Raw genomic sequence first — 13,840 nt, 5'->3', positions numbered from 1 at the left:
GCCGCCGGCCGACACGACCGGCAGGAGACAGCCGTGACGGAAAATCAGATCCTCCAGGGCCTCGGACTGATCGCCGTCCTCGCCGTCGGCTCCCAGCTCGTGGCGAGCAGGCTGCGGATCCCCGCCCTGATCATCCTGCTGCCGGTCGGCTTCACCGCGGGCGCGCTGACCGACATCGTCGACCCCGACGAACTGCTCGGCGACGCCTTCTCCCCGATGGTCTCGCTCGCCGTCGCGGTGATCCTCTACGAGGCCGGGCTGGGCCTGGACATCAGCAGGCTGCACGGACACATGCACCGGGTCGTGGTGCGGCTGATCTGGATCGGTGTCCTGCTCACCTGGGGAGCCGCCGCCGTTCTCGCGGTACCGCTGCTGGGCATGTCGAAGAGCTCGGCGGTCATGCTCGGTGTGATCCTCGTCGTCTCGGGTCCCACCGTCGTCGGACCGCTGCTCCACTTCGTGCGCCCGACCGAACGCCTGCAGCGCATCCTGATCTGGGAGGGATCGCTGATCGACCCGGTCGGCGGCATCCTCGGCGCGCTCGTCTTTCACGCCGTCGTCGCGAGCGGCAGCAGCGACCTGAGCGGCAAGATCGGTCAGTTCGCGGAGAGTTCCGCCGTCGGACTGATCGGGGGCGCGGTGGGCGCCGCCGTCCTGTGGCTCCTCCTCGGCCGCCTGCACCTGGGCGAGGTCCTGGGCACGACGGCCCAGCTCGCCGCCGCGGTGGGCGTGGCGGCGGCCTGCGACGCGATCCGGGACGACACCGGGCTCATCGCCGCCGTCGTGATGGGGATGGCCCTCGCCAATCTGCCGGGCGTCTCCCTCCCGGCGCGCCGCCCCTTCCTGGAGACCCTCGTCTCCCTGATCATCGGGCTGCTGTTCATCTCGATCTCGGCCACGGTCACCCCCGCGTCCCTGCGGCACGTCGTCCTGCCCACGCTCGCCCTCGTCGCCGCCCTGGTCCTGGTGGTCAGACCACTGGTCGCGCTCCTGTCGACCCTGGGCACGGACCTGCTCCGCGGTGAGAGGGCGTTCATCGGCTGGATGGCACCCCGCGGAATCGTCGCCGCGTCCACCGCCTCGACCTTCTCCGCCACACTCGTGGCCGACCACGTCGGCGGCGCCCGGAAGATCCTGCCCGCCACCTTCCTGGTGATCGTCGCCACCGTGACGCTGTACGGGCTGAGCGCGCACCCCGTCGCCCGGCGGCTGGGCGCGCTGCGTCCGGCGCGGGCCCGCCCGCTGCTCGTGGGCGGGGACGCCTGGGCGATCGACCTGGGCCGCGCGCTGCGCTCCGCCGGCCTGGACGTGCTGATGTGGGCCGGCCGGGAGGAGCAGCGCGACCTGATCCGGGCCGCCGGACTGAGCCTGGCGCCGGGAGCACTGCTCGCCGCGGCCACCGGCGAGGGGGCCGAGCTCGAGGGGATCACCGGCGTCCTGCTGCTCACCGAGGAGGACGACTTCAACGCGCTGGCCGCGGAGACCCTGCGCGGTACGGTCGACGGGTTCGTCCACCGGTTGGGGCCGCCCGGTCTGAGCCACGGCGTGGTCGCGCCCTACACGAAGGGCGACACCCTGTTCGGGGCCGAGCTGAACAGACCCGGGCTGGCCCGCCGTTACGGGGACGGCGCCCGGATCGTCCTCCGCCCCGTCGCGGACGGCATCCCGGACGGACACGCGCTGCTGTTCCTCGTGCGCCCCGACGGGCGGCTGGACCCGGTCACCGGCACCCGCACCCCGCTGCCGGAGGCCCGTGACACCGCGATCCTGCTCTCCCCGGCCCGGACACCGGGCGCGGTGCCGGCGGACTGACGGCGCCCGGCGCGGGCCGGCGTCACCGGCTCCGCCGGGCCCCCTGCGACACCAACGGTCCAGTGCGGATTGCGGTCCGCCCTCCGGCTGGATCTCATGGTTCCCATGCAGCGACAAGTTTCCGATCCGGACGACCTCGTACCGCCGATGGAGCGTTCGCACTGGGTGGCCTTCGCCGGAATCCTGCTGATGGTCAGCGCTCTGTTCAACCTCCTCACCGGCTTCGTGGCGATCTTCAACCACGGCTACTACTCGAAGGTGTACTCCGGGGGCGACCGGCTGCTGATCCTCAACTACACGGCCTGGGGCTGGATCTTCGTCGCCATCGGCATCGTCATGGCCCTGCTGGCGCTCGGCGTGCTCGTGGGCTCCAGGGGAGCGCGGCTGGCGGGCGTCTGCCTGGCCGCGTTCTGCCTCGTCGCGCAGATGATCTTCCTGCCGGTCTACCCGTGGTGGTCGCTGTTCACGATGCTCGTGTCCCTGCTGGTCGTCTACGGCCTGCTGGTCGAGCCGAAGCACGTGCACGGGGTGCGGGTGTGACGCGTCCGGTCCCCGCGCTCCCGCTCAGCCGCGCCGGCGGTCGAGTGCCTCGTCGAGCGTGGTGGCGGCCATGATCAGTGACAGATGGGTGAACGCCTGGGGGAAGTTGCCCAGCTGCTCGCCGCTGGGGCCCACCTCCTCCGCGAAGAGCCCGACGTGGTTCGCGTAGGTGTGCATCTTCTCGAACGTGTAGCGCGCCTCGGCCAGCCTGCCGGAGCGGGCCAGCGCGTCGACGTACAGGAAGGTGCACAGGCTGAACGTCCCCTCCGAGCCGCGCAGGCCGTCCGGGGAGGCGGCGGGGTCGTAGCGGTGGACGAGGCTGTCGGAGACCAGCGTCCGGCCCATCGCGTCGAGCGTCGACAGCCAGGTCGGGTCCTTCGCGCCCAGGAAGCCGACCCGGGGTGCGAGCAGGAGCGAGGCGTCCAGGACGTCGCCCCCGTAGTACTGGACGTACGCCCTCTCCTTCTCGTTCCAGCCGTGCTCCATCACCTGCTCCAGGATGGTGTCCCGGGCCCGGGTCCAGAGCGCGGTGTCCGCCGGCCGGCTCCAGTCGCGGGCCAGCCGCAGACCGCGGTTGAACGCCGCCCAGCACATCACCCGGCTGTAGGTGAAGTCCTTGCGTCCGCCGCGGGTCTCCCAGATGCCCTCGTCGGGGCGGTCCCAGTTGCCGGCGAGCCAGTCCAGGGTGCGGGAGACGGCCCTCCAGCCCGCGTGGTCCGCCTGGAGGCCGATCTCGCGCCCCTCGGAGAGGCCGTAGAGGGCCTCGCCGTAGACGTCGAGCTGGAGCTGGTCGGCGGCGGCGTTGCCGACGCGTACGGGGAAGGAGCCGCGGTAGCCCTCGAAGTGCTCCAGGATCTCCTCGCCCTCCAGGGGCGCGCCGTCCACCCGGTACATGATCTGGAGCGCCTCGCCCTCGTGGTCCAGGCGTTCCGTCAGCCGTCCGCGCAGCCAGTGGGTGAACGCCGTCGCCTCCTCGACGAACCCGAGGTCGAGCAGGGCGCGCAGCGACAGGGCTCCGTCCCGGACCCAGGTGTAGCGGTAGTCCCAGTTGCGTTCGCCGCCGATCTGTTCCGGCAGTCCCATGGTGGCCGCCGCGACCGGGGCGCCGGTGGGCGCGTAGGTCAGGAGCTTGAGGGTGACGGCGGAGCGGTGCACCATGTCGGGCCAGCGGCCCCGGTACCGGGAGTTGCGCACCCAGCCCTGCCAGAACCCGACGGTTTCCGCCAGGTCCTCCTCGATCTCCGGCGCGGTGGGCGGCGGCGGTGCGGTGGCGTCCGCGCCGTCCACGGTGAACACGGCCGCGGCCCTCTCGCCGGCCCTCAGGGTGACGGTGCCGCGGACGTCCCGGCCGTCCCGCTCCAGGGGGAAGGTGCTCTGCAGGAACGCGGTGATGCCCGGGCCGCGGAAGGCGGCGCCGTCGGGACCGAGGACGAGTTCGTGGCCGGCCCGGCCGTAGTCGAAGCGCGGCCGGCACTCCAGGGCGAACTCCATCGTCCCCCGCACCGTCCGCACGGTCCGCACGAGGCGGTGCCGGGCGGAGGCGGTCCCGGAGCGGTCCGGCGGCATCCAGTCGAGGATCTCGCCCACCCCGTCGGGTGACATGAACCGGGTCACCAGTACGGCCGTGTCCGGGTAGTAGAGCTGCTTCCAGGCGCCCTCCGGGTGGGAGGGCGCCAGCCGGAGGAAGCCGCCGCGGTCGTGGTCGAGCAGTGCGGCGAAGACGCTGGGGGAGTCGAAGCGCGGGGCGGCGAACCAGTCCACGACGCCCTTGGCGGACACCAGGGCGGAGCACTGGAGATCCCCCACCAGGCCGTGGTCGGCTATGGGCGGATAGCGGTCCATGCTGATCCAATCTCGAGGATCCAGGCACCTTCACTATCCGACATGGCGGGCATGTGTGCTTGTCCGTCCCCGGAGGGGACCGTTCCACGGCGGCGAGGCGCGCGGGGCGGGGAGACCCGGTCCGGCCCGGGGGAAGTGACAGACTGACGTCATGGACGAGCGCGCATTCGACAGGTCTGGCCAGCATGCTTCCGTCATCGGCCTCGGCACCTGGCAACTGGGAGCCGACTGGGGCGACGTGAGCGACAAGGACGCCCTGGCCGTGCTGGAGACGGCGGCGGAGTCGGGGGTGACCTTCTTCGACACCGCCGACGTGTACGGCGACGGGCGGAGCGAGGAGACCATCGCCGGCTTCATGCGCGGCAGGCCGGACCTGCACGTCATGGTCGCCACCAAGATGGGCCGCCGCGTCGACCAGATCCCGGAGAACTACGTCCTCGACAACTTCCGCGCCTGGAACGACCGTTCGCGCCGCAACCTCGGCGTCGACCGCCTCGACCTGGTGCAGCTGCACTGTCCGCCGACACCCGTGTACTCCTCGGACGCGGTGTACGACGCCCTCGACACGCTGGTCGAGGAGGAGCGGATCGCGGCGTACGGCGTGAGCGTCGAGACGTGCGACGAGGCACTGGCCGCCATCGCCCGCCCGAACGTGGCGAGCGTCCAGATCATCCTCAACCCCTTCCGCATGAAGCCCCTGCGCCAGGTCCTGCCGGCGGCCCGGGAGGCGGGCGTCGGCATCATCGCCAGGGTCCCGCTGGCCTCGGGGCTGCTCTCCGGCAAGTACACCAAGGACACCGTCTTCGCCGCCGACGACCACCGGACGTACAACCGTCACGGGGAGGCCTTCGACCAGGGCGAGACCTTCTCCGGGGTCGACTTCGCGACGGGCGTGGAGGCGGCGGCCGAGTTCTCCGCCCTCGTCCCCGAGGGGTACACGCCGGCCCAGCTCGCGCTGCGTTGGATCGTCGCGCAGCCCGGAGTGACCACGGTCATCCCGGGAGCCCGGTCACCCGAACAGGCCCACGCCAACGCGGAGGCCGCGAAGCTGCCGGAGCTCTCCCGCGCGACGCTGGACGCGATCGACGAGCTCTACGAGCGGCGGATCAAGGAGCAGGTGGAGAGCCGCTGGTGACGGCGCGCGGGACCCGGCGCCGCGCGGTCTCCGCCCCGAAGGGCCGCGCGGCCGGCGGCCTCAGTCCCCGGAGGACCGCGCCGCCAGGGCGTCGAGCTGGCGGTCGTGCACGCGGCTGAGCACCAGCGCGGAGACGGTCGCGCCGATCAGGGCGCAGAACATGTCCCACTGGGTGTCCCACACGTCGCCCTGGGTCGCCAGGAAGGCGTCCGCGCCGTGGCCGCCGATCACGGCGGCCGCCCACTCGAACATCTCGAAGAGCGCGCTGAAGGCGAGGCAGGCGCACACCGTCAGGGGCGCCAGCCACCTGCTGCCGCGCAGCGGTGACGTCCTGCTGAGCAGCTCCCGCACCAGGACGGCCGGTACGAAGCCCTGCATGAGGTGTCCGAACCGGTCGTAGGGATTGCGGTCGAGTCCGAACGTGTCGCGCACCCAGTCGCCCAACGGCACCTGCGCGTAGGTGTAGTGGCCGCCCACCGCGAGCACCAGCGCGTGTGCCGCGAGGAGGCAGTACAGCAGGCTCGTCATCGGGAACCTCCGTCGGCCGAGGATCACCAGCGGCAGCCCGACGAGCACCCACACGGTCTCCAGCAGCCAGGTCGTCCCGTCGTGCGCGTGCCACGCGGAGAGCGCCATGCCCGTGACGACCACCGCCACGAGCACGGCCGGGAGGGCCTTGCGCGGGGCGCGCCCGGGGAGGGCGGGGTGCGGTGCGGGCGGTGCGAGGGCTGATCCGTGCATGGCGGGCTCCTTCGTCCGGGTGGCCCCATCGTGGTGGAGCGCCGGGGGCGGTGGCATGAGTACGCGTACTCACCCGGTCACCGCGTCGTCACACGCATCCGGCGCCGGGCGGGACGAACATGTCCGTGACGTACGTGTTCGCGGCAAACGTGTACGCGGCGAACGTGTACGTCGTCCCGGGGAGCGGCAGGGCGTCCCGCCCCTCCGTCGCGGTGACCGCGCGGCCGTGCGGGAACGCCCGTTCCCGCACGGCCGCGCGCTCCCTCACTCCGGGCCGGCCGCCCCGCGCAGCGCCGCGATGGCGGTGCCGATCGCCTGCTGGAGCTCCTCCAGGCGCTGCACCATGTCGTCCTCGTAGATGTCGTCGGCGTCGTCGAAGGTCAGCTCCTCGAACACCTTCGTGGCCTTCTGCAGACTGCTGTAGAACTTCGTCCGGCGTTCCTGGACGCGCAGTTCGGGGTCCGCCTCCACCGTCTCGACGACGAGGTTCCTCATCGTGTCGTACGCCTCCGCGGCCCACTCGCCCGCGTCCTCGCCCTCGTCGAGCTCGTCGAGGAGGGACAGGTGCCGCTCGGCCTCGGAGCGCAGCCGTGCCGGGGCGTCCAGGGTCTGTCCGGCCGGTGTCCTGATCTGGCCCTTCTCCGCGATCTGGCGCACGTAACCGATGCGGTCGGCCGCCCTGTTCTCGGTGGCGACCGCCTTCTTCAGCTCGTCCGTGCGGGCGATGTCGCGGGCCAACTCGGTCTGGAGCGCCGGGTCTTCCTTCACGCGGTCCAGCAGGGCGGCCCGTGCCGCCTTCGCCGTGGAGGGGTCGGCGAGGATCGCCGCCCGCAGCGCGGTCGGGTTCTCGGCCACCTCCAGGGCCTTGGTGGGACGGATGCCCTCGGCCTCGGCGGCCTCCGTGATGGCGGCGCCGCGCTCGGAGGCGGCACTGGAACGGGAGGCGTAATAGGCCGGCCAGGCGTCGGAGTCCGGCAGTTCGACGTCCGCGCCGGGGAGCAGGGTCTCGAAGTGGGGGACCAGGCCGTCGTCGGCGGCCCTGTCCCAGGCCTTGTAGTAGCGCATGACCCGCTCGGGCGAGCATCCGGCCAGCTCGGCGAACTCCTTCGCGGACACCTTCCGCGTCTCGTCGGCGGACTGCCCGCCGGGACGGACACTGCGCGCCACCTTCAGCGCGAAGGCCCAGCCGCCGTTGCGCGCGTAGGCGCCGAAGTCGTGCGCGTCGCGCTCGACGGGGTCCGGAACGCCGGGCCGCGTGGCGGCGTCTTCGGATGAGGTGATGACTGCGCTCACCGGGAACTCTCCTGGGATGGTGGGGCGTTGATGTCACGGAGGATGAAGCTATGGCCTAAGGTCTGCGTGGAATCAAGGTGACACTCGGAGACCGTAGCCAAGCGGACATCCCAGTAAATCCGAAATGTGCAAGCCCAGAAACAACGCGATGTGATGACCTTCACCCCGATGTGGCAGAAAGTGATGAATTCCTTACGGCCGTGTCACGTACGGGTGTGTATTGGCCATCGCGCGACCGCGGGAGGATCTTTCGTGCGACCGTTCACTCTCAACTACGCCCGGCCCTCAGGGCAGTCGGCCGCAGTACCCCCGTACCACTTCGACGTGTCCCTGCAACTGAACGTGCTGCCCGACGGCAGACCGGCCGTCAGCGACCGCGCGCTGCTGATGGCCGCCGGCACCACGACGTCGACCGCCGGCTCCCAGACGCACTTCGACGACTGACGGACGCCGCGCGCATGACGGTTCTCATACTCACGGCCGAACAGGACGTCACCGCCGACATGGTGGTGGCCCGACTGCACGAGCGGGGCGTGCCCATGGTGCGCCTCGATCCGGCCGACGTGCCCGGCAAGGCGGTGATCTCAGCCGACTACGCCCACGGCGACTTCGACGGCTATCTGTCGGTCAACGGCCATGTGCTCAGCATGGGGGGCCTGCGTTCGGTGTGGGTGCGCAGACCGGGCGAACCGGCGGCCCACGCCGCCGAACCCTCGGCATGGCTCACCGCCGAGACCCGGCAGGCCCTGTTCGGCATGCTCTACTCCGCCTCGACCCGCTGGATGAACCACCCGCGCCGCGCCGAACAGGCCCGGCACAAGCCCTGGCAGCTGCGGGTGGCCCACAGCAGCAAGTTCGCCGTGCCGCCCACCGTCATCACGACCGCTCCCCGGGTGGCCGAGCAGTTCGTCCGGGAACACGGGGAGGTGGTGGTGAAATCCGCCTCGGGGCCGCCGCCCGGCGAGCCCCCGGCGGCCCTGCCCACCACGCTGGTCGGACCCGGCACGGACTTCTCCGGCGTGGCGGCCGGTCCCGCGCTGCTCCAGCGCTACATCCCCAAGCGCGCCGACATCCGGCTCACCGGCATCGGCACCCGGATGTTCGCCGCCCGCAAGGCCGCCGAGCCCGGTCAGGTCGACGGCCGGTTCGGCGAGACGGGGAACGGCTGGGAGCCCACACCGGTGCCCCACCGCATCGCCCGTTCGGTCCACGACTACCTCGCCTTCACCGGACTCGCCTACGCGGCCTTCGACTTCGCCGAGGACGAGGACGGCATCTGGTGGTTCCTGGAGTGCAACCAGGGAGGCCAGTTCGGCTTCATCGAGCTGGAGACCGGACAGCCGATCGCCGACGAGGTCGCCGTGTGGCTGGCGCAGCGGAGTCCGGGTCTGCGCATTCCGGAAGGACACTGACATGAGTACTCGGTGACGGACCGTCACTCCTCGCCCGTCCGGAAGGAGTCGAAGAAGACCTTCAGCGCCTGCCGGTCGGCGGCGCTGTCCCAGTCGTCCGCCGGGGTCGTCCAGCGCAGCGAGAACCCCCGGTGGCCGTCGATGAGGAAGCCGCGGCCGAGGGTGCGCAACCGCACGCCCCCGACCACGGAGTACCACTCCATGTCGGCGCCCTTCAGGCCGCGGTAGGTCACCGGCCGGATGGTGCCCACGCGTTCGTAGCCGGTGATCACGGCCCGCAGGTTCGGCTCCTTGGCGCTCCAGACGGCGACGGGGTCCGGTCCCAGCCGGGTGCTGTAGGTGACGGCCAGGGTGCGCGGGTCCCCGCTCGCCCCGAAGGTCACCCGATAGGCCAGGTCGCCGGAGGACTGCGTCTCCAGGGGCTTCCAGCCCGTCGGCAGGGCGACGGCGAAGCCCTGGGGCGCCCGGTAGAGGGAGAAGCCGGACGGCAGCGCGGAACCGGCGGTGGGTGAGGGGGAGGAGGGGGACGGCTTCGAGGACGCCGTGGGCGTCCGGCCGGCGGGCGTGCCCGTGGTGGGGGCCGCGGACGGCGCGCCGGCGGCGGTCCGTGACGGCGCCGGGCCGGACGCGGAGGTGCCGTCCCCACCCGGCAGCCCGGCCGTCACGGCGAACACCAGGGCGGTGACGACCGTGACGGCGAGGGCCGCGCCCAGCAGGACCGGACGGCGGACGGGCGGACCTCCCGGAGCGCGTCCCGTGCTCCCGTCCTCCGCGCCCCCGTCGCGGTGGTCCCCGGCGGGACCGAGGAGATCGGGCAGCGGCTCGGGCGGCGTGACCTCTTCGAAGTTCTGCCGGAGGATGCGGGTCAGCGCCTCGCGCACGACGGCCTCGGGTACCCGCTCCACCGGGTCCCAGCGCAGCAGGCCCGACATGGCGGGCGCGAGCGGGCCCGCCTTCTGCGGCTCCCTGACCGGCAGCCGGTCCACGGCCCGGAACGTGGCCTCGGCGCTGTCCCGGTCCTCCACGAGAGGCCGCCCCTCGACCAGCGCGTACATCATCGCGCCCAGCGCCCAGAGGTCCGCCGCGGGCGTGCCGCCCTCACCGCGGGCCTGCTCGGGGGAGGCGTACGCGGGGGCGGTGGCGCGGGGTGCGTCGGCGGACGCCGCCAGACCGAACCCGGTCACGGTGACCGTGCCGTGCTCGTCGGCCCACACCTGGCTCGGGCCGAGTTCGCCGTGCGTGACTCCCTCGTGGTGCGCGGCGCCGAGGACGTCGAGGACGCCGAGTGCGACACCGGCCACCCGGACGGGGTCGAGGGGACCGTGCGGAAGGAGTTCGGACAGCGGGTCACCCGGGGGCCGCTCCGTGACGGTCCACACAAAGCCGGGCTCCTCGACCACGTCGAGGACCGCGGCCACCCCGCCGTGGCAGGCCGGACCGAGGATCCCGGCGATGCGCAGGATCCGGTCGGCTGCGGGCTCCGGCGTCCCCTCGCCGGGCTGCCCGGCGGCGCGTGAGCGGGTCAGGACGACGGGCCGTCCGAAGGCGGTGTCCTCGCCGTGCCACAGGGTCCGGCCCTCTTCGCGCAGGAGGACGTCTAGCAGCCGGTATCTCCCGGCGATCAACTCGCCTCCGGAGTCATGCGCCTTGGCCATCGTCATCCCTCGTCGTGTACCGGACATTCGCCTTTCCCAGAAGTACGCGGGACGTGACGATGAGTGTTCAACGAGAGACGGCTGGAGAGAGTGTTTTTTTTACCCGGCCGTGTCGTCGTCGCGTGCCCGTACGAACAGTTCAGGCCGGTGTTACCCGTCGGTTCACCGCCCGGCCTCCCGGCCGGAGCAGGGGCGCGCCCTCTGTCGGTTCAGTCAACTCGCCGTTCAGTAAGGGGAGTTGGCGCAAAGGTGAGAGTCCCGAGGGTTCGAGGCCGAGAACCAGGGTGCCGTCGCCGCCGGGACGTGGACAGCGGGGAGCCGTCCGGGAAAGATGCCGGATGCACCCAATACCCTGTCCACCGTGTCCAGCCGCCGCCCGCTGTCCGCCGCCCGAGCCCCCGGAGGCCGTCCGTATGAGTGCCCGACCGCTGCCCCAGAGCCCGCCCGCCGAGCAGGGGGTCGACGCCTCGGGCATCAGCGCGTTCCTCGACGCCGTCGAGGCCGACCCGGACATCGAACCGCACAGCCTGATGATCCTGCGCCACGGGCACCTCGTCGCCTCCGGCTGGTGGGCGCCGTACGCCCCCGGGCGCCTCCAGCTGCTCTACTCGCTCAGCAAGAGCTTCACCTCCACGGCCGCCGGATTCGCCGTGACCGAGGGACTGCTGGACCTCGACCGTCCGGTGATCTCCTACTTCCCCGAGTTCGAGTCCGACATCACCGATCCGCGCAGCCGCGCGATGCTCGTCCGGCACGTCGCGGCCATGGCCAGCGGTCATCTCACCGAGACCTGGGCCGACGCGCTGCGGCTCGACCGGGCGGAGGCGGTACGCGGCTTCCTGCTGATCCCGCCGGACCGCGAGCCCGGCACCGTCTTCGCCTACAACCAGTCCGCCACCTACACGCTCGCCACGATCCTCCAGCGGGTGACCGGCCTGTCACTGACCGCCTACCTGCGGCCCCGTCTGTTCGACCCGCTGGGCATCGGGGAGACCGCCTGGACGCGGAACCGGGCCGGCCGGGAGATCGGCTTCAGCGGGCTGCACGCCACGACCGACGCCGTCGCCCGGCTCGGCCAGCTGTACCTGGACGACGGCGTCTGGGAGGGGCGGCGGATCCTGCCGGCCTCCTGGATCGCCGAGGCGACCCGCGCGCACGTCGCGAACGCCGACGGCACCCCCGAGGGCGCCCGGTCGGACTGGCAGCAGGGCTACGGACTCCAGTTCTGGCGGGGACGGCACGGATACCGCGGCGACGGGGCGTTCGGACAGTTCTGCGTCGTGCTGCCCGGACACGACGCCGTGATCGCGACGACGGCGGCGACCGACCGGATGCAGGAGCTGCTGGACCTCATGTGGCGCCATCTGCTGCCCGCGTTCGGGACGGCGCCGTCCGCCGCGAACGGGCGCGACGAGACGCTGCGCGGACGGCTCGCCCGGCTCGCCCTGCCGCCGGTCGAGGCCGCGGCCGAGCCCCCGGAGCGCCGGGACGCCTGGTCGCGGACGGAGTTCGTTCCCGCCGGAGGCGTCTGCGCGGCCCAGCGGACGCTGACGGGCGTGGTCGTCGCCGAGGACGGCAAGGGCACCGGCGTCACCCTGGTCGAGGACGGCCGGCGACTGGAACTGCGGCTCGAAGGAACCGGCTGGAGCGTCGGTACCGGTCCGACGCCGACGGCGGTGAGCGGAGGCTGGACCGACCGGGACACCCTGCGCGTCGACGTGCTCTTCCTGGAGACCCCGCACCGGCTGACCGTGGAGTGCGCCCTTCCCGGCCGCACCTTCACGGCCCGCTGGCACACGACCCCCCTCCACACCCGCTCCCTGGAGTCCCTCCGCGCCCCGTCACCACGGCCGTCGACCGGCCGGCGGAAAACGCCATGCCCCGCCACCCCTTCCGCCACGTAGAGATATCCACCACCATGCGTATGCCGAGGTCCTGACGATCGACCGCGGGCCTTTCGGCCCGTGCCTCCCGCGTACCTGCCGGGCGGAGGGAACCATCTCCGGGGTGATGCATGACGAACCTGATGTGGGCGCGGAGCGTGGAGTGGCTGGCGGCGGCCGCCACGAATCCGAGGGCGTGCAAACGCCAGTGGGACCAGGGGAGCGGCAGTGTGCTCCTGGAGGCCGGGCGCTACTGGGACGTGCTGAGCGTGCCCGAGCGGCTCGGCCTGCTCGCGCTCGACATCCTGTGGTCCGACCCGCTCCAGGTGCCGGGGCCCACGCTGGCCGACTGCGCGGCCCGGCGCGTGGGCTTCTTCCTGCCGCCCGACCCCGCGAGCCGGTGGGAGGGCTCGGGGCTCCGTCACCTCGGCAGGGGCTCCTGGATCGCCGTACCGCCCCCCTACCGTTCGGCGGGACCGCTGGAGTGGATCGTCCCGCCCGACGGGACGGGCGTGCTGCACCCCGCCCTGTCACTGGAACTGGCGTTGCGTCAGGCCAACGGGACACTCGTCGCCCTGGAACCCCCGGCCGGGGAACAGCCCCCCGCGGCCCGTCGGCCCGGGTGAGCGCGCCCCGTACGGAGCAGCGCCAGGAGCCGGGGTTCCCGGGGAGCCCCGCCCGCTATCCGGTCCCGTAGAAGTGCGCCTGGCCCCCGCGCCACTTCACCCATGCCGGATCGTCCAGCAGATCCTCCGCGTCCGGGAGTCCGGCCCGGCCGAGGAACTCCAGGAGATCCTCGTCCGAGAACGCCACGCCGAGGTTCTCACCCCGCGCGGTCACCTCGCGGCCGCTGGTATCCAGGGCCGGATGCACAACCAGAGGAGCCCGTCCGGACATGTATCCAGGATCGTCCTTCGCGCCGCGCCGCGCATCCCGGCGGACGGACCGGTGCGGACACCGGTCGCCGGCCGGTGTGAAAGTGGTTGTGTCCGGTACTGGGTACGGTGCCGGTTCTCCGAGTGAGGAGCATGTGATGGGTACGACGGACCTGCCCGCGATCGAAGCGGAGCGCCAGCGGATCAAGGACGCCCACCTGAGGCCGCAGAGGCCGGCGAGCACGGCCCGCGGCGTGCACCACGTCGCGCTGCTCTCCTCGGACGTGGAGCGGACCGTACGGTTCTACCAGGGCGTCCTGGGCTTCCCGCTCACCGAGATGATCGAGAACCGGGACTACAAGGGCTCGACCCACTTCTTCTTCGACCTCGGCAACGGCAACCTGCTCGCCTTCTTCGACTTCCCCGGCCTCGACCTCGCCCCCTACGCGGAGGTCCTCGGCGGACTGCACCACCTCGCCATCTCCGTCGACCCCGGCACCTGGCGCCGGCTGCGCGAGCGGCTCGACGCCGCCGGGGTCGAGTACATGGAGGAGAGCGGCACCTCGATCTACTTCCGCGACCCCGACGGCGCCCGGGTCGAGCTGCTCGCCGACCCGCTCGGCGAGATGTACGGCAACAAGGTCCTCTGAGC

Annotated in this window: 14 protein-coding genes; 8 read left to right on the top strand and 6 right to left on the bottom strand. The window is 72.2% G+C overall.

What is annotated here, in order from left to right; genetic code table 11:
- Nucleotides 1-33 precede the first annotated feature (33 nt).
- Together ACICHK_RS05890 and ACICHK_RS05885 are read left to right on the top strand one after the other, a co-directional pair.
- Nucleotides 34-1,812, top strand: a complete 1,779-nt coding sequence (locus ACICHK_RS05890; protein ID WP_406836039.1) for a cation:proton antiporter — start codon at nt 34-36, stop codon at nt 1,810-1,812.
- A gap of 105 nt (nt 1,813-1,917) precedes the next feature.
- On the top strand, nt 1,918-2,352 hold the full coding sequence (locus tag ACICHK_RS05885; protein WP_406836038.1) for a hypothetical protein: 435 nt from the start codon (nt 1,918-1,920) through the stop codon (nt 2,350-2,352).
- A 24-nt stretch (nt 2,353-2,376) separates the two neighbouring features.
- Here the strand turns inward: ACICHK_RS05885 and ACICHK_RS05880 are convergent, their stop codons facing one another.
- Nucleotides 2,377-4,200 carry a glycoside hydrolase family 15 protein gene (locus ACICHK_RS05880; RefSeq protein WP_406841168.1) on the bottom strand — a complete coding sequence of 608 codons (1,824 nt, stop codon included), beginning with the start codon at nt 4,198-4,200 and terminating at the stop codon, nt 2,377-2,379.
- A gap of 145 nt (nt 4,201-4,345) precedes the next feature.
- Between ACICHK_RS05880 and ACICHK_RS05875 the strand changes: the two genes are divergently transcribed.
- A complete protein-coding gene (locus ACICHK_RS05875) occupies nt 4,346-5,329 on the top strand; it encodes an aldo/keto reductase (RefSeq protein ID WP_151467138.1) in 984 nt (327 codons plus the stop codon).
- A gap of 60 nt (nt 5,330-5,389) precedes the next feature.
- Here the strand turns inward: ACICHK_RS05875 and ACICHK_RS05870 are convergent, their stop codons facing one another.
- The 3 genes from ACICHK_RS05870 to ACICHK_RS05860 all read right to left on the bottom strand — a co-directional run bounded on the left by ACICHK_RS05870 (nt 5,390) and on the right by ACICHK_RS05860 (nt 7,363).
- On the bottom strand, nt 5,390-6,070 hold the full coding sequence (locus ACICHK_RS05870; protein WP_406836037.1) for a DUF2238 domain-containing protein: 681 nt from the start codon (nt 6,068-6,070) through the stop codon (nt 5,390-5,392).
- A gap of 88 nt (nt 6,071-6,158) precedes the next feature.
- Nucleotides 6,159-6,320, bottom strand: coding sequence for a hypothetical protein (locus ACICHK_RS05865; protein ID WP_406836036.1), 162 nt, complete (start codon nt 6,318-6,320; stop codon nt 6,159-6,161).
- A 14-nt stretch (nt 6,321-6,334) separates the two neighbouring features.
- Complete coding sequence (locus ACICHK_RS05860; RefSeq protein WP_406836035.1) at nt 6,335-7,363, bottom strand: hypothetical protein; 1,029 nt, start codon at nt 7,361-7,363, stop codon at nt 6,335-6,337.
- A 252-nt stretch (nt 7,364-7,615) separates the two neighbouring features.
- Here ACICHK_RS05860 and tgmA point away from each other — a divergent pair, with 252 nt between their 5' ends.
- Together tgmA and tgmB are read left to right on the top strand one after the other, a co-directional pair.
- Nucleotides 7,616-7,807, top strand: a complete 192-nt coding sequence (tgmA, locus tag ACICHK_RS05855; RefSeq protein ID WP_151467140.1) for a putative ATP-grasp-modified RiPP — start codon at nt 7,616-7,618, stop codon at nt 7,805-7,807.
- A 14-nt stretch (nt 7,808-7,821) separates the two neighbouring features.
- Complete coding sequence (tgmB, locus tag ACICHK_RS05850) at nt 7,822-8,775, top strand: ATP-grasp ribosomal peptide maturase (protein WP_151467141.1); 954 nt, start codon at nt 7,822-7,824, stop codon at nt 8,773-8,775.
- A gap of 23 nt (nt 8,776-8,798) precedes the next feature.
- Here the strand turns inward: tgmB and ACICHK_RS05845 are convergent, their stop codons facing one another.
- Entirely contained in the window at nt 8,799-10,430 is a 1,632-nt protein-coding gene (locus ACICHK_RS05845) for a serine/threonine protein kinase (protein WP_406836034.1), read from the bottom strand.
- Between the two features lie 413 nt (nt 10,431-10,843).
- Between ACICHK_RS05845 and ACICHK_RS05840 the strand changes: the two genes are divergently transcribed.
- The gene (locus ACICHK_RS05840) at nt 10,844-12,334 is read left to right on the top strand and encodes a serine hydrolase domain-containing protein (protein ID WP_406836033.1); all 1,491 of its coding nucleotides are present in this window, start codon (nt 10,844-10,846) and stop codon (nt 12,332-12,334) included.
- Nucleotides 12,335-12,444: 110 nt separating this feature from the next.
- Nucleotides 12,445-12,939 (top strand): hypothetical protein, encoded by a 495-nt coding sequence (locus tag ACICHK_RS05835; protein WP_406836032.1) that lies wholly within the window; start codon nt 12,445-12,447, stop codon nt 12,937-12,939.
- A gap of 55 nt (nt 12,940-12,994) precedes the next feature.
- Here ACICHK_RS05835 and ACICHK_RS05830 read toward each other — a convergent pair whose 3' ends face one another.
- Nucleotides 12,995-13,210 (bottom strand): hypothetical protein, encoded by a 216-nt coding sequence (locus ACICHK_RS05830; protein WP_037617573.1) that lies wholly within the window; start codon nt 13,208-13,210, stop codon nt 12,995-12,997.
- A 136-nt stretch (nt 13,211-13,346) separates the two neighbouring features.
- Here ACICHK_RS05830 and ACICHK_RS05825 point away from each other — a divergent pair, with 136 nt between their 5' ends.
- Nucleotides 13,347-13,838 (top strand): VOC family protein, encoded by a 492-nt coding sequence (locus tag ACICHK_RS05825; RefSeq protein WP_406836030.1) that lies wholly within the window; start codon nt 13,347-13,349, stop codon nt 13,836-13,838.
- Nucleotides 13,839-13,840: the final 2 nt, after the last annotated feature.

Origin of the sequence: Streptomyces sp. AHU1 (assembly GCF_045343905.1) — a bacterium.
Classification (GTDB): domain Bacteria; phylum Actinomycetota; class Actinomycetes; order Streptomycetales; family Streptomycetaceae; genus Streptomyces; species Streptomyces triticiradicis.
The sequence above is the reverse complement of the archived record's forward strand: the minus strand, read 5'-3'. Positions and strand labels throughout refer to the sequence as shown.

Excerpts from the sequence above, each read along its gene's own strand:
- ACICHK_RS05825 (WP_406836030.1), top strand. The coding sequence starts at position 13,347 with ATGGGTACGACGGACCTGCCCGCGATCGAAGCGGAGCGCCAGCGGATC.
- ACICHK_RS05885 (WP_406836038.1), top strand. The coding sequence starts at position 1,918 with ATGCAGCGACAAGTTTCCGATCCGGACGACCTCGTACCGCCGATGGAG.
- ACICHK_RS05845 (WP_406836034.1), bottom strand. The coding sequence starts at position 10,430 with ATGGCCAAGGCGCATGACTCCGGAGGCGAGTTGATCGCCGGGAGATAC.
- ACICHK_RS05875 (WP_151467138.1), top strand. The coding sequence starts at position 4,346 with ATGGACGAGCGCGCATTCGACAGGTCTGGCCAGCATGCTTCCGTCATC.
- ACICHK_RS05870 (WP_406836037.1), bottom strand. The coding sequence starts at position 6,070 with ATGCACGGATCAGCCCTCGCACCGCCCGCACCGCACCCCGCCCTCCCC.
- ACICHK_RS05835 (WP_406836032.1), top strand. The coding sequence starts at position 12,445 with ATGACGAACCTGATGTGGGCGCGGAGCGTGGAGTGGCTGGCGGCGGCC.
- ACICHK_RS05840 (WP_406836033.1), top strand. The coding sequence starts at position 10,844 with ATGAGTGCCCGACCGCTGCCCCAGAGCCCGCCCGCCGAGCAGGGGGTC.
- tgmB (WP_151467141.1), top strand. The coding sequence starts at position 7,822 with ATGACGGTTCTCATACTCACGGCCGAACAGGACGTCACCGCCGACATG.
- ACICHK_RS05830 (WP_037617573.1), bottom strand. The coding sequence starts at position 13,210 with ATGTCCGGACGGGCTCCTCTGGTTGTGCATCCGGCCCTGGATACCAGC.